The sequence below is a fragment of the Burkholderia sp. Bp9142 genome, assembly GCF_003853415.1.
GTDB lineage: Bacteria > Pseudomonadota > Gammaproteobacteria > Burkholderiales > Burkholderiaceae > Burkholderia.
Genome location: NZ_QTPP01000005.1, coordinates 275,599 through 294,862, shown reverse-complemented (window position 1 = coordinate 294,862; position 19,264 = coordinate 275,599). Strand labels below are relative to the sequence as shown.

At 67.5% G+C, this 19,264-nt stretch carries 21 protein-coding genes, 1 tRNA gene, 1 pseudogene and 1 riboswitch; of the genes and pseudogenes, 11 read left to right on the top strand and 12 right to left on the bottom strand.

Annotated elements, in window-relative coordinates:
• Window positions 1–331: pseudogene (glyA, locus tag DIE22_RS08575) on the bottom strand (serine hydroxymethyltransferase); the annotation flags it as partial.
• Between the two features lie 137 nt (window positions 332–468).
• Window positions 469–569: riboswitch (ZMP/ZTP riboswitch) on the bottom strand.
• 180 nt (window positions 570–749) lie between these two features.
• Between glyA and DIE22_RS08565 the strand changes: the two are divergent.
• The 9 genes from DIE22_RS08565 (at window position 750) to DIE22_RS08525 (ending at window position 7,326) form a co-directional block, all read left to right on the top strand.
• A complete protein-coding gene (locus DIE22_RS08565; protein WP_124498301.1) occupies window positions 750–1,496 on the top strand; it encodes an SDR family NAD(P)-dependent oxidoreductase in 747 nt (248 codons plus the stop codon).
• Window positions 1,497–1,604: 108 nt separating this feature from the next.
• A complete protein-coding gene (gene ybgC / locus DIE22_RS08560; RefSeq protein ID WP_124498300.1) occupies window positions 1,605–2,090 on the top strand; it encodes a tol-pal system-associated acyl-CoA thioesterase in 486 nt (161 codons plus the stop codon).
• Between the two features lie 144 nt (window positions 2,091–2,234).
• The gene (tolQ, locus tag DIE22_RS08555) at window positions 2,235–2,912 is read left to right on the top strand and encodes a protein TolQ (RefSeq protein WP_010091489.1); all 678 of its coding nucleotides are present in this window, start codon (window positions 2,235–2,237) and stop codon (window positions 2,910–2,912) included.
• 10 nt (window positions 2,913–2,922) lie between these two features.
• Entirely contained in the window at window positions 2,923–3,372 is a 450-nt protein-coding gene (gene tolR, locus DIE22_RS08550) for a protein TolR (RefSeq protein ID WP_124498299.1), read from the top strand.
• Window positions 3,369–4,436 (top strand): cell envelope integrity protein TolA, encoded by a 1,068-nt coding sequence (tolA, locus tag DIE22_RS08545; protein ID WP_124604868.1) that lies wholly within the window; start codon window positions 3,369–3,371, stop codon window positions 4,434–4,436. Before tolR ends, tolA begins: the two co-directional genes overlap by 4 nt.
• 109 nt (window positions 4,437–4,545) lie before the next feature.
• Window positions 4,546–5,841 (top strand): Tol-Pal system beta propeller repeat protein TolB, encoded by a 1,296-nt coding sequence (gene tolB / locus DIE22_RS08540; protein WP_124498297.1) that lies wholly within the window; start codon window positions 4,546–4,548, stop codon window positions 5,839–5,841.
• Window positions 5,842–5,858: 17 nt separating this feature from the next.
• Window positions 5,859–6,371, top strand: coding sequence for a peptidoglycan-associated lipoprotein Pal (gene pal, locus DIE22_RS08535; RefSeq protein WP_043189435.1), 513 nt, complete (start codon window positions 5,859–5,861; stop codon window positions 6,369–6,371).
• 19 nt (window positions 6,372–6,390) lie between these two features.
• The gene (gene ybgF / locus DIE22_RS08530) at window positions 6,391–7,140 is read left to right on the top strand and encodes a tol-pal system protein YbgF (RefSeq protein ID WP_124604867.1); all 750 of its coding nucleotides are present in this window, start codon (window positions 6,391–6,393) and stop codon (window positions 7,138–7,140) included.
• A 109-nt stretch (window positions 7,141–7,249) separates the two neighbouring features.
• Window positions 7,250–7,326, top strand: a tRNA-Lys gene (locus tag DIE22_RS08525).
• 190 nt (window positions 7,327–7,516) lie between these two features.
• Here the strand turns inward: DIE22_RS08525 and DIE22_RS08520 are convergent.
• The 8 genes from DIE22_RS08520 to DIE22_RS08485 all read right to left on the bottom strand — a co-directional run bounded on the left by DIE22_RS08520 (window position 7,517) and on the right by DIE22_RS08485 (window position 14,748).
• Window positions 7,517–8,464 carry a fatty acid desaturase family protein gene (locus DIE22_RS08520; RefSeq protein ID WP_124498295.1) on the bottom strand — a complete coding sequence of 316 codons (948 nt, stop codon included), beginning with the start codon at window positions 8,462–8,464 and terminating at the stop codon, window positions 7,517–7,519.
• Window positions 8,461–9,081: a phosphatase PAP2 family protein gene (locus DIE22_RS08515; protein WP_260426633.1), complete on the bottom strand. Its 621-nt coding sequence runs from the start codon at window positions 9,079–9,081 to the stop codon at window positions 8,461–8,463. Before DIE22_RS08515 ends, DIE22_RS08520 begins: the two co-directional genes overlap by 4 nt.
• Complete coding sequence (locus DIE22_RS08510; protein WP_124604866.1) at window positions 9,078–10,232, bottom strand: hypothetical protein; 1,155 nt, start codon at window positions 10,230–10,232, stop codon at window positions 9,078–9,080. Before DIE22_RS08510 ends, DIE22_RS08515 begins: the two co-directional genes overlap by 4 nt.
• Window positions 10,229–10,978 carry a hypothetical protein gene (locus DIE22_RS08505; protein ID WP_124604865.1) on the bottom strand — a complete coding sequence of 250 codons (750 nt, stop codon included), beginning with the start codon at window positions 10,976–10,978 and terminating at the stop codon, window positions 10,229–10,231. Before DIE22_RS08505 ends, DIE22_RS08510 begins: the two co-directional genes overlap by 4 nt.
• Window positions 10,975–11,991: a hypothetical protein gene (locus DIE22_RS08500; RefSeq protein WP_260426632.1), complete on the bottom strand. Its 1,017-nt coding sequence runs from the start codon at window positions 11,989–11,991 to the stop codon at window positions 10,975–10,977. Before DIE22_RS08500 ends, DIE22_RS08505 begins: the two co-directional genes overlap by 4 nt.
• 65 nt (window positions 11,992–12,056) lie before the next feature.
• Complete coding sequence (locus tag DIE22_RS08495) at window positions 12,057–13,121, bottom strand: glycosyltransferase family 2 protein (protein ID WP_124604863.1); 1,065 nt, start codon at window positions 13,119–13,121, stop codon at window positions 12,057–12,059.
• Between the two features lie 133 nt (window positions 13,122–13,254).
• Window positions 13,255–13,698, bottom strand: a complete 444-nt coding sequence (yiaA, locus tag DIE22_RS08490; protein ID WP_124498290.1) for an inner membrane protein YiaA — start codon at window positions 13,696–13,698, stop codon at window positions 13,255–13,257.
• Between the two features lie 102 nt (window positions 13,699–13,800).
• Window positions 13,801–14,748, bottom strand: a complete 948-nt coding sequence (locus DIE22_RS08485; RefSeq protein ID WP_124604862.1) for an AraC family transcriptional regulator — start codon at window positions 14,746–14,748, stop codon at window positions 13,801–13,803.
• A gap of 130 nt (window positions 14,749–14,878) precedes the next feature.
• Here DIE22_RS08485 and DIE22_RS08480 point away from each other — a divergent pair, with 130 nt between their 5' ends.
• The gene (locus DIE22_RS08480) at window positions 14,879–15,208 is read left to right on the top strand and encodes a carboxymuconolactone decarboxylase family protein (RefSeq protein WP_027788276.1); all 330 of its coding nucleotides are present in this window, start codon (window positions 14,879–14,881) and stop codon (window positions 15,206–15,208) included.
• A gap of 182 nt (window positions 15,209–15,390) precedes the next feature.
• On the top strand, window positions 15,391–16,224 hold the full coding sequence (locus DIE22_RS08475; protein ID WP_124498306.1) for a class II glutamine amidotransferase: 834 nt from the start codon (window positions 15,391–15,393) through the stop codon (window positions 16,222–16,224).
• Between the two features lie 21 nt (window positions 16,225–16,245).
• Here the strand turns inward: DIE22_RS08475 and DIE22_RS08470 are convergent, their stop codons facing one another.
• From DIE22_RS08470 to DIE22_RS08460, 3 genes are all read right to left on the bottom strand, one after another.
• The gene (locus DIE22_RS08470) at window positions 16,246–16,923 is read right to left on the bottom strand and encodes a GNAT family N-acetyltransferase (RefSeq protein WP_260426634.1); all 678 of its coding nucleotides are present in this window, start codon (window positions 16,921–16,923) and stop codon (window positions 16,246–16,248) included.
• Entirely contained in the window at window positions 16,923–18,251 is a 1,329-nt protein-coding gene (locus DIE22_RS08465; RefSeq protein ID WP_124604860.1) for an aminotransferase class I/II-fold pyridoxal phosphate-dependent enzyme, read from the bottom strand. Before DIE22_RS08465 ends, DIE22_RS08470 begins: the two co-directional genes overlap by 1 nt.
• 65 nt (window positions 18,252–18,316) lie before the next feature.
• The gene (locus DIE22_RS08460) at window positions 18,317–19,234 is read right to left on the bottom strand and encodes a UDP-3-O-acyl N-acetylglycosamine deacetylase (protein WP_124604872.1); all 918 of its coding nucleotides are present in this window, start codon (window positions 19,232–19,234) and stop codon (window positions 18,317–18,319) included.
• Window positions 19,235–19,264: the final 30 nt, after the last annotated feature.

Here is a 19,264-nt window from a genome sequence, read left to right as displayed (position 1 = left end):
GCATCGCGAAGAACACGCCCTGGTTCGCCTGCGAACCCGAGTTCGGCTGCACGTTCGCGGCTTCCGCGCCGAACAGCTGCTTCACGCGGTCGATCGCGAGCTGCTCGACGATATCGACGTATTCGCAGCCGCCGTAATAGCGCTTGCCCGGATACCCTTCCGCATACTTGTTCGTGAGCTGCGAGCCCTGGGCGGCCATCACGGCCGGGCTCGTGTAGTTTTCCGACGCGATCAGCTCGATGTGATCTTCCTGGCGGCGGTTTTCCTGCTCGATCGCTGCAAAGAGTTCGGGATCGACGTTCGCAATGGTGCTTTGGGCTCTGTCAAACATACGGTTTCCGTTAAGTGTGTACAGGTTGACCGTGGCGGCCGAGTACATTGCGCTGCTGGCGGAACCAGCTCGACGTGGCGGAAGAATCCGTATGACGCGAGACAGGACAGCCACCGGCGATGCACGCAACGGCGCACAACGGCTGCCCAGGCGAACGGCAAAAACGGCGCCCCGCGCTTCACGGTGGGATGCTCCACCTTGAACCCGAAGGGTTCTATCGCCAGTCACGCAGGGGTGATGAGCGCGTTAGTGTATTGGATGCGTCATGAATAGGCAACCGCACGGCAGCGGCCCCGAAACAATAAGGGCCAGACTCTACGCACCCGTGCCGACGCGCTTTGGCGCCTTGCCGCGGTGCGGCAATCTCAGTAGGCTTGCGGGATACTATCCGCTACTTTGTTACCGACCAGGAGCAGCAATGATCGTGTTCGTCACAGGCGCGTCCGCCGGCTTCGGCGCCGCCATCGCCCGTGCCTTCGTCAAGGGCGGCCACCGTGTCGTCGCAACCGCGCGCCGCAAGGATCGTCTCGATACGCTCGCGGCCGAACTCGGCGACGCGCTGCTGCCGTTCGAGCTCGACGTGCGCGACCGCGCGGCCGTCGAAGCCGTGCCGGCCGCCCTTCCCGCCGAATTCGCCGCACTCGACGTGCTCGTCAACAACGCCGGTCTCGCGCTCGGCGTCGAGCCGGCCCAGAAGGCCAGCCTCGACGAGTGGCAGACCATGATCGACACGAACTGCTCGGGCCTCGTGACCGTCACGCACGCGTTGCTACCCGGGATGATTGCGCGAGGCCGCGGCCATATCTTCAATCTCGGTTCGGTGGCCGGCACCTATCCGTACCCGGGCGGGAACGTATACGGCGCAACCAAGGCATTCGTCAGACAATTCAGCCTGAACCTGCGCGCCGACCTGATCGGCACGCCGTTGCGCGTCACCGACATCGAGCCGGGCCTGTGCGGCGGCACGGAATTCTCGAACGTCCGCTTCCGCGGCGACGATGCGAAGGCAGCGAACGTCTACCAGAACGTCCAGCCGCTCACGGCCGAGGACATCGCCGACACGATCTACTGGATCGCGACGCGCCCTGCGCACGTCAACATCAACACGATCGAGATGATGCCGGTCGCCCAGGCCCCGGCCGGCCTCACGATCCATCGCGGCTGACATGGCGGGCGCAGCCGCGGGCCCGCCTCCGGCCGGCCCGCGGTGTGCTGCGACGTACTACATTCCGTTACGAATCGGTTACGAATCCGGCCTCGGCCTTCCGGTAGAATGCGCGCCATGACTCAGCCTACCCGCTCCCCGGACGCGCCCTCCGGCTTTACCTGGCCGGTACGCGTGTACTACGAGGATACCGACGCAGGCGGCATCGTCTTCTATGCCAACTACCTGAAATTCTTCGAGCGCGCCCGCACCGAATGGCTGCGCGCGTGCGGCATCGACCAGCGTCGGCTCGCCGACGACACGGGCGCGATCTTCATCGTCCGCAGCACGTCGCTCGACTACCGCGCACCGGCGCGACTCGACGACGCGCTGACGATCACGAGCCGGCCCGGACGCATCGGCCGCGCATCGGTGGAATTCGCACAGGAAGCCTGGCGTGGCGACACGCTGCTCGTCGCCGGACACATCCGCCTCGGCTGTGTGGACAGCACCGGCATCCGGCCCGCGGCCATCCCGCCGGTCGTGCTCGACGTGCTGCAACGCGGGCCCGTCATCGACGCCGGGCAGACTGTATTGTCAACGAAGCTCGGATGAGCACCGTTTAGACAAAGCCTATGAACTTGCCTTCCTGAATCGATACTAAGCAAGGTTCGGCGCCAGGCCTGGCCGGCGCGCCGCGCCGCATGCACCTCGTGCGCCCTCGCCGGACATCCCCGAAGGGACGTTACTCAAACCTCTATGAACACTTCTCAAGACCTGTCGATCATTTCCCTCGTCCTCAACGCGAGCGTGCTGGCCCAGGCCGTGATGGGGCTGCTGTTGCTGCTGTCGCTGATGTCGTGGACCTTCATCTTCCGCAAGTGGTTCGCGATCCGCCGCGCACGCGCGCAGACCGAACGCTTCGAAAGGGATTTCTGGTCGGGCGGCGACCTGCAGGCGCTGTACCAGAGCGCGGCCAACAACCGCCACACGATCGGCGCGCTCGAGCGGATCTTCGAATCGGGGATGCGTGAATTCCTGAAGGCGAAGGAAAAGCGCATCAGCGACCCGGGCCTCGTGCTCGACGGCGCGCGCCGCGCGATGCGCGCGTCGTTCCAGCGTGAAATGGACGTGCTCGAAGCAAACCTCGCGTTCCTCGCGTCGGTCGGCTCGGTCAGCCCGTACATCGGTCTGTTCGGCACCGTCTGGGGGATCATGAACTCGTTCCGCGGCCTCGCGAACGTGCAGCAGGCCACGCTCGCGAACGTCGCACCGGGCATCGCCGAGGCGCTCGTCGCCACCGCGATCGGCCTGTTCGCCGCGATTCCGGCGGTGGTCGCGTACAACCGCTACGCGCACGACATCGACCGCCTCGCGATCCGCTTCGAGACCTTCATCGAAGAGTTCTCGAACATCCTGCAGCGTCAGGCCCAGTAAGGAGCGCGCCATGGCAGGAAGTCCCATTCGATCCAGCATGCGCGGCGGCCGCTCGCGCCGCGCAATGGCCGACATCAACGTCGTGCCGTACATCGACGTGATGCTGGTGCTGCTCGTGATCTTCATGGTCACGGCACCGCTCGTGGCCCCGTCGATCATCAATCTGCCGACCGTCGGCAATGCAGCGCCACAGGAACAGACGCCGCCCGTCGTCGTCAACATCAAGGCCGACCGCACGATGAGCGTCAAGTACAAGGGCGACGCCGGCGCGACGCAGGAAGACACGATGACCAAGGCCGAGCTCGACAGCTTCATCGTGGCCCGGCAGGCCGATCATCCTGACCAGCCGGTCGTGATCGCGGCCGACAAGACCGTGCAGTACGATGCGGTCATGACCGTGATGTCGGATCTGAAGGCGCGCGGCGTCAAGCGCGTCGGCCTCCTCGTCAAATCGCAATGAACCGGCAGCAATCCACGCACAGCAACGGCTACCCGTCTCAGCCTCCTCGCGAGCGCGGCACCTGGCGCGCGTTCACGCTCGCCGCGCTGATGCACGTGTTGCTCGCGCTGTTCCTCTATCACGGCGTGCAGTGGCAGAACAGCACGCCGGCCGGCGCCGAAGCCGAGCTGTGGACCGAGGTGCCCGACGTCCCCGCGCCGCGGCCCGTCGTCACGCCCACGCCGCCCGCGAAGCTCGCACCGCCCCCTCCCCCGGTCCGCGACGAGCAGGCGGACATCGCGCTGCAACAGAAGAAGCGGCAGCAGGAAGCGGCCGCGCGCGAAGCGCTGCTCGAACAGCAGCGCCGCGCGCAGCAACTGAAGGCCCAGCAAGAGGAAACCCGGCGCGAGCAGCTCGCGGCCCAGCAGGCCGCCGCGCTCGCCGCGCAGAAGGCCGCCGACCGCGACAAGCAGAAGCAGGCGGACAAGCTCAAGCAACAGCAGCTCATGGAGCAGCAGAAGCTCGAACAGCAGAAACTCCAGCAGCAGAAACTGCAGCAACAGAAGCAGGCGCAGGCGGAAGCCCAGGAGGCAGCGAAGGCCAAGGCCGACGCGGCCGCGAAGGCGAAGGCGGAAGCCCAGGCGAAGGCAAAGGCCGAAGCGGCCGCGCGCGCGAAGGCCGATGCAGCAGCGAAGGCGAAGCTCGACCGGGAGCGGAATACGCGTCTCGCGCAGATGCAGGGCCTCGCGGGCGCCGGCGAAGGCGGCGGCCAGGGGCTCGCGAAAAGCGGCACCGGCACGGGCTCCGGCGGCAATGCGGCGTCGCCCGGCTATGCCGACAAGGTGCGCCGCCGCGTGAAGCCGAACATCGTCTGGGGTGGCGAGCGTGAGGGGCTCACGACGATCGTCAAAATCCGCTGTACGCCTTCGGGCGACCTGCTGAGCGTATCGGTCTCGCGGCCGAGCGGAAATTCAGGGTGGGATCAGGCGGTCGTCAATGCGATCCAGGCGTCGGTCCCGTTACCGCCCGATACTGACGGTCATACCCCGTCCAGTATTACGATTACCTTCAAGGCGGCGGAGTGAGCGGAAATGCGCTTACACTCCGGGCGTCGCTGCCGGACGGGAACGAATCGGGTATTTTTACTGTCTCTGCGCTTGCGCAGCGATCCAAGTCACATGGGAAGCAAGAAGCATGAGTTTGATGACGAAACTAGGTTTCAGGGCACTCGTGGCCTCGTGTCTGATTGCGGCCGGCGGCGCCGCTAACGCGCAGGTCAACGTGCTGATCACCGGCGTCGGTTCGACCCAGTTCCCCATCGCCACCGCGAACTTCGCGAACGAGGCAGGCCTGCCGCAGCAGGTCACGTCGATCGTCCGCGCGGACCTCGCCCGCAGCGGCAAATTCACCAATATCGACGCGGGCAGCACGCCCGTGCCCGAGACCGCTTCGGTCGATCTCGGCGCATGGAAGGCCAAGGGCGCGAACGCGTTCGTCGCCGGCAGCGTGAACCGCGAAGCGAACGGCCAGTACAAGGTGAACTTCATCCTGTACGACACCGTGAAGCAGCAAAGCCTCGGCGGCCTGTCGCTGACGGCAAACGACAACACGCTGCGCACGGCCGGCCACAAGATCGCCGACTACATCTACCAGAAGCTGCTCGGCGTGCGCGGCGTGTTCGCCACGCGCCTGTCGTACGTGATCAAGACGGGCAACCGCTACCAGCTGCAGATCTCGGATTCGGACGGCCAGAACGCGCGCATCGCGCTGTCGAGCACCGAGCCGATCATCTCGCCGGCCTGGTCGCCGAGCGGGACGAAGGTTGCGTACGTGTCGTTCGAGCGCAAGAAGCCGATCGTCTACATCCATGACCTGCCGACCGGCCGCCGCTACATGGTCTCGGACCAGAAGGGCAACAACAGTGCGCCGGCGTGGTCGCCGGACAGCAACACGCTGGCCGTTGCGCTGTCGCTGACGGGCAATACGCAAATCTATACGGTCAATGCGAACGGCGGTGGCCTGCGCCGTCTCACGCAGAGCAGCTCGATCGACACCGAGCCGTTCTACTCGCCGGACGGCCAGTGGATCTATTTCACGAGCGATCGCGGCGGCGCGCCGCAGATCTACCGGATGCCCGCGCAAGGCGAAAGCGCCGGCTCGGCACAACGCGTGACCTTCACCGGCAGCTACAACACCAGCCCGCGCATCAGCCCGGACGGCAAGCTGCTCGCTTACATCTCCCGCACGGGTGGGGGCTTCAAGCTGTACGTTCAGGATCTGCAAACCGGCGCGGCGAACGCCATCACGAATACCAATCGCGACGAATCGCCGAGCTTCGCGGCAAACGGCCAGTACCTTCTCTACGCTACCCAGTCGGGTGGCCGCAACGTGCTGGCCGCAGTGCCCTCCGACGGCAGCGCGCCGCCGCAGATCCTGTCCGTCCAGGGCGGCTCCGTTCGCGAGCCGTCGTGGGGGCCCTTCATGCAATGACCACAAGGAGAGTAACCATGATGTCGAATAAAGCTCGTCTGGCCCTGGCCGTGATGATGATCAGCGCGCTCGCAGCGTGTAAGTCGGGCGTGAAGCTCGACGACAAGGCAAATGCCGGCGGTGCGGTGAGCACGCAGCCGAGCGCCGACAACGTCGCGCAAGTGAACGTCGATCCGCTGAACGATCCGAACAGCCCGCTCGCGAAGCGCAGCATCTACTTCGACTTCGACAGCTATTCGGTGAAGGACGAGTATCAGCCGCTGATGCAGCAGCACGCTCAGTACCTGAAGAGCCACCCGCAGCGCCACGTGCTGATCCAGGGCAACACCGACGAACGCGGCACGAGCGAGTACAACCTCGCGCTGGGCCAGAAGCGTGCGGAAGCCGTCCGCCGCGCGATGGCACTGCTCGGCGTGAACGACTCGCAGATGGAAGCCGTGAGCCTCGGCAAGGAAAAGCCGCAAGCATCGGGTCACGACGAAGCCTCGTGGGCGCAGAACCGTCGCGCCGACCTCGTCTACCAACAGTAAGTAACGGAAGAGTTGCCGTATGACGCACCGTGTATCCTGGCTGCGCATGGCCGCAGCATTCTGCGTCGTCGGCGCGGCGTGGTCGGCCGCGCCGGCGCACGCCGGCATGTTCGACGACAATGAGGCGCGCCGCGCCGTGCTCGACTTGCGCAGCAAGAGTGACAACCTGTCCACCCAGTTGTCCGCCGCCCAGCGTACGATCCTCGATCAATCCGGCCGTATCGACCAGCTGAACCAGCAGGTCGCGACGCTGCGCGGCGAGAACGAGGACCTGACGAACCGGCTGACGACGCTCGAACGGCAGCAGAAGGAGTACTACCAGGATCTCGACACGCGACTCAAGAAGTTCGAGCCGCAACAGGCGACGATCGATGGTGTCGAAGGCACCGTGCAGCCGGGTGAAATGGATGCGCTCAACGCGGCGCAGCAGCAGTTCCGCAACGGCAACTTCAAGGCGGCCGCGGCATCGTTCCGCAGCTTCATCGCGAAGTATCCGCAGAGCCCGCACCAGCCGACCGCGCAGTACTGGCTCGGCAATGCGCAATACGCGCTGCGCGACTACCGCGGCTCGACCGCGACGTGGCAAGCGATCGTGAGCAAGTATCCGCAGCATCCGCGCGCGGCCGACGCGCTCGTCGCGATCGGTACGAACCAGCTCGAGCAGGGCCAGAAGGCGGCCGCGAAGAAGACGTTCGAGCAGGTCGTGTCGCAGTACGCCGGATCGAACGCCGCGCAGACGGCGCAGGGCAAGATCGAGAGCATCAAATAAATTATCGCGACGGGTTGTTGACAGCCCAGCAACCCGCCGCTATAATTTTTTGCTCTTTGGGTCGCTTGCCAAGTTGTTGAAGCAACGAACCAACAGGTTTCAAGAACGTGGGGTGGTAACTCAGTTGGTTAGAGTATCTGACTTTTAATCAGAGAGTCGAGGGTTCGAGTCCCTCCCACCCTACCAACTATCTTTGATAGTGCAATTAAAGCCTCCCGCGCGGAGGCTTTTTTGCGTCTGTCGCTTGCGGTGTCGAGCGCGCAATCTCGATGACGCTCGCGACGCACCCGGTCGCGCACGGCGCCCGGCCCCCGATCCCGGTCGAATCGCTCATCGCTCTCGCGCCAGACGACGCCAGCCATCCCCCGCCCGCGCGTCAACGCCCACTCACGTCGCGCAGCACCGCACCGTAACCCGCGTACAGATTGCCGTCGGGCAGCAACTGCCGCTGCGCGAGCTGCCGATGCACGACCGGCAGGTTATGGAACGGCATCCGCGTGAACAGGTGATGTTCGATATGAAAATGAATCGCGTGCGGGCCGAACAGGAACGTCTGCCACGAACGACGGACGATCGTGCGCGCGTTGCGGCTCTGGTCGGCGCATGCCGGCAGCCCCGCGTGCTCGAAGATCGCGCGCACCTGTCCGGCGAGCGGCAGCAGCGTGACGGATGGCACGATCCACAACGTGACGTACAGCAGCGGATGTCCGGCCAATGCGAGCGCGCCGAACAGCACACCGTTGCCGGCCAGCATCGACGCGACTTCCCACGCGGCATACGCGCGCGACTTCCCGACCTTCGGCAACGCGTGCGCAAACTCGCCGCGTGCGAGTTTCACGACGCTCGTCACGTAGCCGATCCCGCACGCGTACGCGAGCAGGCGGCCGATCAGCCGTCCGCGCGTGACCGGATAGTCATGCACGCCGAACAGCAGCGCGACCGGATCGTCCGACTGCATCGGTGCGCGGTGGTGCTTCAGATGGCCTGCGCGATACGTGCGCAGCGACAGCCACAGCGGGCCGGCCGCGAACAACTGGCCCAGCGCGTCGTTGACGCGCCGGTTGCGCGCCAGCAACCCGTGCGCGCCTTCGTGCATCATGACCGCGAGCGCAAGCTGGCTGCGCGCGATCACGATCGCGGCCATCGCGTACACCAGCGGATGCTGAAACGCGATCGCAACCGCGCACGCAGCGGCAATCATCAGCCAGTCGCCCGCCAGCGCCGCGCCGACGCGCGACGCGCTCACGCGAAACAGCGCGGGATCGGGCATGAACCGCGCCAGCCCGGCATTCGGCCCCGCATGGTGAACATGGGCATCCGTCACGCGAGCCTCCTGCGCGGCGAACGCCGCTCGACCCACAGCGCACTGAGCATCGCGAGCGCCACGCCGCCCAGTACATCGGCAACCGTATGCTGCTTGAGCGTCAACGTCGACACGCAGATCAGCAGGCCGATCGCCACTGTCAGGATCCGCCGCCGGTCCGCCAGCATCCGGCAGGCAAGACACGTCACCGCGACATGCAGGCTCGGAAAGCCGTTTGCCGCGAGATCGAGCTGCCACATGCGCGCGAGACGGTGGCGCACGAACGCGTTGCCGATCTCCGCGACGTCGGGCCGCGCCACGGCTTCCGGAAACAACAGGAAGCACACGACACCGAGCACGAACGCAATCAGCACGGCCTCCTTGAACGCGGCGAACGCGGGCGGCCGCGCATACGCGGCAAGCGCAATCACGAACGGAAAGAAGCCGACATAGACGAACCACGACCACGCAATGAACGGAATCCGCGCATCGAACGCCGTGGCAAACACGTAGCGCGGCGTGACGCCGCGCTCCAGCAGAAAGAAGATCGCGAGGCCGGCTGCCATGCCGAACGTCGCGGCCAGCATCTGCCGGACATCAGGCCGGCGATCGTCACGAAACGACAGCGCGTTCATCATGGCGCCGGCGCCTCGCATCGCGTATCCGCTGCGTCCGCCTGCGCACGCGGACGCAGCGCGAGGAGGCGCGACGTCCATGCGTCGACGCGCGCACGCGCATGCTCGCGGCCGGAGACCGTTCCCGCCTGCGTGCCGGGATTGCGCATCAGGTCGGCTGCGGCCTGCCCGACTTCCCGCCGGAACGCGGCCGCATCGCCGCGCCACGTGACGACGCGGTGCACGAGTTGCAGCCGGGCCGCGCGCGCGGCGTTGCTCGCCTGCTCGGGCTGATCAGTCTGCACAAGCAGGATCGGGCGGTGATACACACGCGCGATCGACAGCGCGGCCATGCCGGGTGCCGACACGATCAGCGGTGCATGGGCGGCGCGCGTCGCCCAGCCGGCGTCGACGCCAGTCCAGCCGTCGTGCCCCGCGTAGCCCTCGCCCACGCGGTGGGTGGCGAGCCCCGCGTCGCGCATGCCGGCCGACAACGCATCGGCGAGCGCGATATCGCGGAAGTGCGGATTCAGATAAACGGCTGCGGCAGCCGGTTCCGAAGCGGGCAATTCGGCCACGACCTGCACCGGCGTCGGCAGCCGGCAATGCATGCGCGACCGCCGGACTTCGTCGGCGGCGTCGTACGCAAAATCGTGTTCGATGCAGCACAGCGCCGAATCGATCTGCCAGTCGACGACCCGCGCAAAAGCACGCGCCAGCATGCGCGGCAGCCGCGCATCGAAATTCGTGGTCAACGCGCGGCGCAGGCTGCCGCCATATACATGGACGACGCGGCGCCGCCAGCCCGGCATCGCGCCCATGAACAGCAGCGCCGGATGAAACGAGTCGTTGATCACGAGATCGGCATCGCGGACGATCGCGCGCAGCCGAGCGATGTCGCGCAGCATGCGCGTCGGCCTGAACACGTAGTGCGCGACATTGCGATCGGTCGCGTCGCGCAGCATGTTCTGCCGTGCGTCGAACTGCACCGCGTAGTGACGGGACAGCACCGCCGCGTCGATGCCGAACGCGGCCAGGAACGCCTGCCCTGCATCGGACGTCGTCAGCACGTCGACCTGCGCGCCGGCCGCGCGCAACGCGTGCACGAGCAGTTGTGCGCGCATCAGGTGGCCGCGCGCGTCGGCCGTCGCGAGATAGACGATCCGCGGCATCATGCGCGTGGACGAAGCGACTGGAGCCAGCCGGCCGCAACCATCGCCAGCGCGCCCGTCACGCCGAACCCGGCTTCGATCGCACGGATCTCGTTCAGCAACGCGGCGAGATGCGCGGTCTCGGACGGTGCAACCAGACGGCGCAGCGTGTCCGAGCAGAGCCGGACATGCCGCGTCTCGTCGGCGAGCACGCGCGAGAGCAACGGATACAGCGGATGCGCGGCGCCGATCGTCGCGCAGTGGCGCGCGAGCACGCGCATCGCCATCTGTTCCGCGCACAGCCCCGTCGCATAGGCCGGCACGAGCACGCCTTGCGCGAAATGCGGCGCATGGCGCTGCGCGAGCCGGCGCCAGCGCGCGATCTTGCGCCGGCTCAGCCAGTCGGGCTCGTGCCGCGCGGTCGACGGCGCGACGCCACGCACGCGCAGCGCTTCGGCAAACGCGGCCGCGTGGCGACGCTCGTCCGCGAGATGCTGGTCGATCCGCGGCGCAAGCCAGTCCGGTGGCTGTCCGGTCCAGTCCTCGTGTAACGCGCACTCGGTCGCTTCCTCGCCGATCAGGTACATGCGCAGCACCCAGCGCTCGCCATGTGTGCTGCGATGCAGCTGCCGGATCGCCGCCCGCTTGATGCGATCGACGAGGTATGCGCGCACCCGCGCCGTGCCGCGCGGCACAGGCGCATCAAGACAGTCGAAGCGCGCGTCGTGCCCCGCCTGCGGCGACGCCGGCAGTTCACCCGCCGCGGTCATGCCGGCACGCCCCGTACGGACGCGGATTGCGTCGCGGAAGCCGCAGCGGCGGCCGGATCGCGACGCCATCCGAGGATCAGGCCGATGAAGCTTTCCTGCATGAACGCATGCGCGGACGCGGCCGCACCCGCGAATGCCTCCTCGCGGCCGTTCACGCGCAGATAGCCGTTGCCGTCGCGCGCGCCGAATTCGATCCGGTCGTTCTTCCTGAAGCCGCGCGCGCGCATGTCCTTCACGAGCGCGCTGCCGTCGAGGCCGAACAGGAACAGCTCGCGCCGTGCGACCCACACCGGAATGCGGTTGCTCAACGCATCGAACCGAATCGCCCACGTGCCGGACGCGAGTGCACGCTCGACGTCGGCATCGTGCGGCGCGTTCGACGTAAAGCTCGCACGCGCGACCGATCGGGTCAGGCCGCCGATGCCGAGCGCGATCGTGATGTCGTCCGAGGACGGCTGCTTCGGATCGGTCGCACTCACCTTGACGAGATGCCGCGCGAGCCGCGATGCCAGCGACGGATGTGCGAACAGCGCCAGCGTTTCGTCCGGCGTGAGCACGTCGCGCTCGCCCTCGCCCTCCTTCACGCGCACACGATACGGATCGACCCGGACATCGGTGAACGTGCCACGCACCGGCGCATGGACGTACACGTCGCGGTCCCATTTCGCGCCATCGCGACGCAGCAGCACGTGCACGCTCAACGGCACGCGCCTGCCCTCGCCGTCGACGCCCGTGCCGTGCAGCAGTACGTCGCCGAGCACGTCCTTCGTGCGGCGCGTCTCATCGCTCGAGAAAACGATCGCGTGCGCATCGGTGTCGATGCGCGCGTGAACGTCGGGCGCATCGAGCGCGATGCGGTTGCAGTCCGCGGCGGCCGCGCGCGCGAACGGGCAGCCGCTTTGCGACGCGAAGTGGTAGATCCCGCGCCCCGCGCGATCGACCGGTGCGGCATGGGCGCCGACGCTGGCGGCAAACAGGGCGAGGCAGGCAACACGGGTGGCGAGAGAAGACATGGTCGTTGTCGGGATGGAGGCAGGGTGTCGGCGTGTCATGGCCGCGCGCGATGCGCGGCGCCGGTTCAATGACGGTGATAGGACAGCGCTTCGAGATCGCGCCGGGCCGAGGCGCGCCCGGCCAGACCGGCACCGCGCGCGAGCGCGCCGAGCGTATCGACGGCGGACGCGGCGATCGTGACCGCGACGGCCGCGAGATAGCGGACGGCACCCAGCGGCGGCAACTGCTGGCGATTGAGCGCGCCCAGGCTGTAGCCGAGCCGCATGGCCATCACGCAGAACGGGCCGAGCGGGCCGCTGCGGCCGAGCCACTGCCATCCGCGCGGCAGATACGCGTTCACGAGATACGGCGTCAGCCCGACGCTGTCCTCGCCGCGCATCCAGCGCAGCTTCAGCGATTCGCGATGCGTGTCCGGCAGCCGATGTTCGGTGTGCGCGTCCGGCGCGAACTCGACGGCCACGCCGGCTGCCTGCATCCGCAGCCCCATCACCTGGCAATGCGCGCGATAGACGCCGTCGAGCGGCTCGTAGCGGAATTGCGCGAACACGTCGCACCGGAACGCGACGTTGTTCGCGTAGAAATTGCGCGTCGCGCCGTCGCGCAGCGGGCTCGGGAAATACATGAAGTCGATCGACGTCAGCGCGATACCGAGCACGTTCGGCGCATAGCTGGTGCGCCCCGCCACGGCAACTGGCGCCTCGCCGGGTTCGCGCGCGAACGGCGCGAGCAGGTGCGCGAGCCAGTCGTCGGCCGGCCTGCAATCGGCATCGCCGAACACGACGATGTCGCAGCGGGCCGCGTCGACGCGATCGAATCCGTCGTTCTTCGCATCGTAGTAGCCGGTGCGCGCGCCGATCTCGACGAAGTCGATCGGGCGGCCGGCGAGCGCGGCGATCTGCGCGCACGCATCGGCCGGCAGGCCGTCGTGCGTGATGATCCATTGCGCGAGTGCCGCGGGCGGCACGGTCTGCGTCGACAGCGACGACACGAGGCGCTTCAGGCTGTCGACGGCCTGCCCGAGCCCCGCGCCGCCCCGCAGGTTGTTCGTCTCCAGCACGAGCGCGGCCCTCGCCGCCACCGAACGGGCGGCCGCCCGGGTGTGCCGTGTGGTTTCCGTGAAGTCTGGCATCCGGAATATCTCCATTGTCATGCGCACCGGCATGGACGAAACGAATGGGCGGGGAGCCCGCGCCGCATCGGCGAATGCGGGTCGGTCGTCGTCGCAACACGGGCGGCCTGGAAGGCGCCCGCTTCGCGTGCCGTCACTCCTGGACCGACGGCGCCGAATCGGCGTCGGTAGAGCGCGGCTTCGCGTTCTGCAGGTCACGCGTGTTCTTCTGCACGGCCACCGAACCGAACAGGGCGAGCACGAACGACATCGCGTAGAAGCCTTTCTCGCTCAACTGCAGCGTCGCGTTGAAGAGGCCGACGACCAGCAGCGCGATCGACAGCAGCAGCGCGATCCAGCTGAGGCCGTAGTAGATGCCGGTGACGGGAATGCCTTCCGCGCGGTCGCGGACGCTTTTCTGCAGCGAGATCGCCGCATACAGGCCGAACACCAGCACGGTGAAGTAGTAGCCCTTCTCGTTGAGCTGCATGCCGGCGTTCCAGAGCCCGATCAGGAATGCCGCGAAACCCGCGAGCAGCGCGGCCCACGATGCGGCCACGAACGCGAACGACGGCTGCTGGATGGTGGTCTGGTTCATTGCTTTGCCCTCTCTTTCTTCTTGTTCGAAATCGTTTTCGTTGAACTGCGTTTCGCGCATGGTAGCAGCTTGGGCGCGCGCCAAGACAGCTTGCATGCAGTCTTACGATTCGCGCTGCGCTCGCCGCCAGCGCCCGGGCGTCGTGCCGAGCACCGCGCGAAACGCCTTGCCGAAGGCGGCCTCGGACTGGTAGCCGACCGCCTGCCCGATCTCCGCCTGCCCGCGCTGCGTGTCCTGCAGCAGCGCGCACGCATGCATCATCCGGATCTGCGCGATGAACGCGCCGACACTCATCCCCGCCTTCTCGCGGAAATGCCGCGCATACGTCGCGCGCGACATCGCGGATGCGTCGCCGAGCGACTCGACCGTCCACGGCTTCTCCGGCGCCTGCAGCACGGCGTGGACCGACGGGCCGAGCCGCGCGTCGGCCGCAAGCGCAAGCCAGCCGGACGGCACGCGCGCACCACGACCGTATGCGCGCAACGCATACGCGAGCAGCGCCTGGCCGAGCGCGTTCACGATCGCGCCGGCGCCCGGCTGCCCGTTCGACGCCTCGGCGCGCAGCACGCTCGTCAGCAGTTGCAGCGGCGCGAACCCCGACGCCTCGCGCAACCCGACATGCAGCACGTGCGGCAGCGTGCGCATCAGCAGCTCACCCGCGCCGCGCGCATAGACGAACCGTCCGCACAGCAGGTCCACGCTCGCGCCGCCCGGTTCGGCAAGATCGAGATTCGACTTGACCGGCAGCACCGCGCCGCCGCCGGCGCCCTGTTCGCGCAACGCCACAACCGGCCGCGACCGGCCAGCCCCGGCGTCGAGCAGGTCGTGCGCGCCACCCGCGGGCAGCAGCACGAAATCGCCGTCGGCGAGTTGCAGCGTGCGCCCGTCCGCGGTACGCAGCCGGCACGTTCCGGCCAGCACCAGGTGAAACGCCGCCTCGCCGGGCGGCAGCGGGTCGTGCGGCATCGCGAACGGCCCGTCGAGCAGGCAGCGCACGTCGAGCTCGACATGGCTGCGGCCCAGCGACAACAGTTGACTCAACGCATCCATGAGACGTTTGCGCTAAAAATTGACACTCTAGCGTATCGAAACCCTCAGCGCGAACGATCAGAATAAGTCCTGCATCGCCCGAGATCGCGGCATCCGCCGCCCTCCTCACCTCTTCTCGAAAGGACGCATCATGCTGAACTGGAACGAATACCGGAAGGAACTCTCGACGCGCATCGGCGATATTGCCAAGCTGTCGCCCGATACGCTGGCCGGCTACCAGGCGCTGGCCGGCGCCGGTGCCAAGACAGGCCATCTCGACGCGAAGACGCGCGAACTGATCGCGCTCGCGGTCGCCGTCACGACGCGCTGCGACGGCTGTATCGCCGTGCACACCGCGGAAGCGGCCAAGCATGGCGCGACCAAGGAAGAAGTGGCGGAAGCGCTCGGCGTCGCGATTGCGCTGAACGCGGGTGCGGCGCTCGTCTATTCGGCCCGCGTGATGGATGCGCTCGGCGACTGAGCGCGACGGCCGCGGCGGCGCCGGCGCGCGCCGCCCGCTACTGGCGCCCGGCCGCATGGCCGGGCCGTTGCACGGTGCGCATAAGGGCGCGCCATGTCTGACGAATGGGCATCGTACGTGGACGCGACCGCGCCGCGAAGTCGGCTACCATGCGCGAACGATCCATCGCGAAGGAGCGCTCCATGTGCCGCTGGCTCGCCTATACGGGTAATCCGATCCATCTCGAGACCGTACTGTTTCGCGCGAAGCATTCGCTGATCGACCAGAGCCTGCATTCGGAGCTGGGCGCCACGACCACCAACGGCGACGGGTTCGGCATCGGCTGGTACGGCCGCCCCGACGAACTGCCGTTCCGCTACCGCTCCGTGCATCCCGCATGGAACGACCGCAACCTGCGCGAAGCCGCGCGTGCGATCCGCTCGCGGATGTTCATCGCGCACATCCGCGCGGCGACCGACGCGCCCGTCCAGGAAACCAACTGCCACCCGTTTCGCCACGGCCGGTGGCTTTTCGCGCACAACGGGCTGATCCGCGATTTCCACAAGCTGCGCCGCGACCTGACGATGAAGGTCGACCCGGCGCTGTTCTCGACGCTCGAGGGCTCGACCGACTCCGAACTCATGTTTCGGCTCGCGCTGACTTACGGCCTCGAGCAGACGCCGCTGCCAGCGCTCGAGCGGATGGTCGGCATGATCGAGGAAACCGCCGCGCGGTATCGCGTCGCCGAGCCGCTCAACATGACGATCTGCGCGACGGACGGCGAGCGGATCATCGCGGTGCGCTACTCGAGCGAACGGCAATCGCGCTCGCTGTTCCACAGCACGTCGTTCAAGCACCTGCACGAACTCTATCCGCACAATCCGCGCATCGCCGAAGCCGGCGACGACGCGTTCATGGTCGTCTCGGAGCCGCTCGTCGACCTGCGCGGGGCATGGGAGGAAGTGCCCGAAAGCATGGCGATCGTCGCGCATGGGGCGGATGTGCAGCAGCGGCCGTTCAATCCACGGCACAAGTAGGCCGCGAAGGCGCTCGCGGTCTCAGCCGCGGCGCGTGAGCCGCATGCGTACGGAATCGAGTTCGGCGGGCAGCCGGCGCGCGCGCGCGCGACGCCGTGTCAGCGCAACGAAGCCGATCCGCTCATACAGAACGCGTGCACGCTCGTTGCGAGTCAGCACGTCGAGCACGATGTCGCGGCTGCCGTCGCTCGGCAAAGCGCCTGCGTCGAGCGCATCGCGAAACAACGCAGTGAAGATGCCCGTGCCGCGACGCCGCTCGTCCGTCGCGCAATGCGCGACGAGGATCTGCGAACGCTTGGGCGCCGGAATCTCCGTTTCGAGCACCAGCCCGCGCAGCAACTGGCCGATCGTACGGCGCACGCCGAAAAAGCGCACCAGGGCCCATGCGACGTGAACGTCGTCGAACCTCGTCCGCCGCCCGTCGTGGATGGCCATCACCGCATGCACCGAGCCGTCTGCACCGACCGCGACGCGGTGCCGGCGCCACGAGAACCGGCCGTGACGCGACCGGAACGCCTCTCGCAGGAACGCGGTGCAGCGCGCGTCGCTTTCGCCGAGAAAGAAACCGAATTCGCCGACGCCGGACGCGAACACGAGCGGTGCACATGCCGCCGCATCGTCCGCGCACGCGGCGCGAAACGACGTCAACGAACCGGCTTGCGGTACGCCGAACGAGGGCGAGAGCGCCGCGGCGGGCATCATGCTGCCCGCCCCGCCAGGCGGGCCAGCACGGCGACCGTCCGGCTGATCTGCCCGGGCTCGTGCGTCGAGCAGATGAAGAAACGCAGGCGCGCGGCCTTCTCCTCGACGGCCGGATAGAAGATCGGCTGCACGTTGATCCCTTCGTCGAACATCGCGTTCGCCCACTGCGCGGCCTTCAGCGAACTTCCGGTGATCACCGGCACGACCGCATACCCGGCGCTCGTGCCGGTGTTCAATCCCGCGGCGCGTGCCTCCGTCAGGAACTGCCGCCCGCGCGCCTGCAGTTGCGCGACCCGCTCCGGTTCGGCCTGCAGGCGTTCGAGCGCGGCCAGCGACGCCGCGGCGAGCGTCGGCGCGAGTCCGACGCTATAGAGAAAGCCCGGCGCCAGATGGCGCAGCATGTCCACCAGCGGCTGGCAGCCGGCGATGAAACCGCCGCAACCGGCGAGCGTCTTGCTCATCGTGCCCATCCATATGTCGACCTGGTCGGGCGCGACCGCGCAATGTTCGCGGATGCCCTTGCCCGTCGCACCCAGCACGCCGAGCGAATGTGCTTCGTCGACCAGCAGGAACGCGCCGTGACGCGTCTTCACGTCGACGAAGCGCCGCAGGTCCGGCAAGTCGCCATCCATGCTGTACAGCCCTTCGATCGCGATCAGCACGTGCCGGTATTCGCGCCGCACGCGCGACAGCAGCTCATCGAGCGCCTGCCAGTCGTTGTGCGCAAAGCTCAGCCGCTTCGCGCCGCTCAGTTGCGCACCCTGCACGATGCTGTTGTGCGCGAGCGCATCGTGGACGATCAGGTCGCCGGGGCCGAACAGCGCTCCGATCACGGTCACGTTGGTCGCATGGCCGCTCACGAACGCGACGCAATCGTCGGTCTCGTAGAACGCGGCCAGCGCCCGCTCGAGGTCACGCTGCACCGGGCGCTCGCCCGCGACCATCCGGCTCGCGGACGCCGACGTGCCATAGCGGTCGATCGCGGCCTTCGCACGCTCGGACACGGCCGGATCGCCGGCGAGACCGAGGTAGTTGTAGTTCGCGAAGTTCACGTATTCGCGACCGCCGATCCGCGTGGTCGCGCCGGCAACGCCATCGTGCACGCGGAAGAACGGCGAGTCGACGCGCAGCTTCTCGCCCATCTCGCGCATGATCCTGACCTGCTGGTACTGCGGCATCGATTCGAAACGGCTGCGCGCCGAGGCGGCCGGTGCCGCCGGCGTACCGGGCACGCCAGGGGCCGTAGCGGCTTCCGTCGCGCGCTCCAGTTGCCGTTTCAGGGCTTTCGCCGCCAGTTGCCGGCGAAGGTGTTCTCCGAGTGCCATTGCTTCCTTCGCTTTGTCTCAAGAATGGCGCAAAGTTGCGCCGCGTATTTTCAAAAGGCGTGGTATCACGCGTCGGAAAACTCGGCCCACCGCCAGGCGTCGGTATCGGCCAGCAGCGCATCGACCAACCGGAAATTCATCTCGTGGCTCGGGCGCAGTGCGCTCACGCGTGCGAGCAGCGGTGCGCCCGCCAGCGCGAGATCGCCGACAAGATCGAGCACGCGATGCCGGACGAACTCGTCGGGTAGCCGCATCCCGCCCAGCACGCGATTGCCGACGATCGACGCCGTACATGACGGCCGCGCGCCGCGCAGGATCGGCACCCCGCGCACATACCCGGCGATGATCGCCGGCACGGCCCATTTCACGCGCCCGTACGAACGCGACGGCGCGATCTCGGTTGCAAACGTCTCCGGTGTCAGCGCGCCATCCCAGTGCATGTCGCCGAAGCCGCGCAAGTCGTTCCGCACGCTCAGTTCGTAACGCGGCGCCGGCTCGATCCGCATTTCGCGTCGCTGATCGCCGGTGCCGTCTGCGACCACGACAGGCCGCAGCACACGAATGAAGCGCTTCGGCGCGTCGAGCGCGAGACGGCCGCATGCGCGGATCGCGTCGACCCAGGGCGCTGCGCTGCCGTCGAGAATCGGCACTTCCTCCGCATCGAGTTCGACGATCGCATGATCGATCTCACACGCCAGCAGAGACGCGAGCAGATGCTCGATCGTGCGGACGCCGACGCCGTCGGCATTGCGCAGCATCGTGCAAAGCGGCTGTGCGCGGCGCAGGGCGGGATCGACCTCGAGCACACCGAGCTCGCGTCCGTTGCGCATCCTTCGAAACACGATCCCGTGCCGGCCGCCCGCCGGCGTCATCGGCTGAACCCGCACCTGCACTTGCCGACCGGTATGCAGACCATGTCCCGCCAACGCGAGCGGCCGCGCAAGCGTGCCCTCGCTCGCCTGCCAGCCCGGGGGCAGCTTGATCCGAGCACGCTCCGCGTCGACCGGCACGCT